General features: G+C 50.6%; 1 protein-coding gene. It reads left to right on the top strand.

What is annotated here, in order from left to right:
- The coding region (locus tag D1643_RS11465) for a restriction endonuclease subunit S (RefSeq protein WP_201751129.1) at positions 1-518 on the top strand (518 nt) is incomplete at both ends.

Raw genomic sequence — 518 nt, 5'->3', positions numbered from 1 at the left:
CTTGGGAACAGCGTAAGCTGGGGGATTATGGTGTAACTTATGGCGGCCTGTCTGGCAAAACCAAAGAAGACTTCGGACATGGTGATGCCAGTTTTGTTCCCTACACCAATGTTTTCGACAACCCAATCACGGACGTAGAAAGGCTTGAATCTGTCGAAATCGATTCGAGGCAAAATAGGGTGAAGTTTGGCGATGTGCTGTTTACGGTTTCATCTGAAACGCCGGAGGAAGTTGGCATGTCTTCGGTTTGGCTGGCTGACCGGCCGAATGTCTACCTGAACAGCTTTTGTTTCGGCTATAGGCAAAAGGGGATCTTCGAGCCGTACTATCTTGCTTACATGCTTAGGTCGCAAAGCGTTCGAAGCAGCCTGGCGTTGCTGGCTCAAGGCATTTCCCGCTTTAATATTTCCAAGAAGAGGGTGATGGAGCTCGAGGTTCCCTGTCCACGGATCGAAGAGCAGAAGCAAATTGGCGCGCTCTTCCAAAAGCTCGACTCGCTCATCACCCTTCACCAGCGT

The sequence above is a fragment of the Enterorhabdus sp. P55 genome (assembly GCF_009911695.1).
In the GTDB taxonomy this organism is placed as follows: domain Bacteria; phylum Actinomycetota; class Coriobacteriia; order Coriobacteriales; family Eggerthellaceae; genus Enterorhabdus.
The sequence above is the reverse complement of the archived record's forward strand: the minus strand, read 5'-3'. Positions and strand labels throughout refer to the sequence as shown.